Annotated in this window: 1 protein-coding gene; it reads left to right on the forward strand. The window is 66.0% G+C overall.

Annotated elements, in window-relative coordinates:
* Positions 1 to 285, forward strand: a 285-nt coding sequence (locus tag R0J92_RS22460) for an ATP-binding cassette domain-containing protein (RefSeq protein WP_411053288.1), incomplete at both ends; no start/stop codon positions are given.

Genomic DNA, 285 nt, shown 5'->3' on the forward strand with positions numbered 1-285 from the left:
CGCGAGGTCGCCAACGCAGACACGCGCCTGATTGTGCCGCCGGAAGAGCGCAACATCGGGTATGGGTTCCAGTCCTACGCGCTCTGGCCGCATATGACGGTGCGCCGTAACGTGGGCTACCCGCTGGAAATCAGAAAACGGTCAAAGTCTGATCGCGAGGCCCGTATCGATGCCGCTCTGGAGGCCACGGCCCTCGGTCCCTATGGCGACCGCAGGCCCTCCGACCTCTCTGGCGGGCAACGACAGCGCGTTGCCCTGGCGCGCTGCCCTGTGTCTGACCCCACT

The organism is Tritonibacter sp. SIMBA_163 (genome assembly GCF_046535935.1).
GTDB lineage: Bacteria > Pseudomonadota > Alphaproteobacteria > Rhodobacterales > Rhodobacteraceae > Epibacterium > Epibacterium scottomollicae.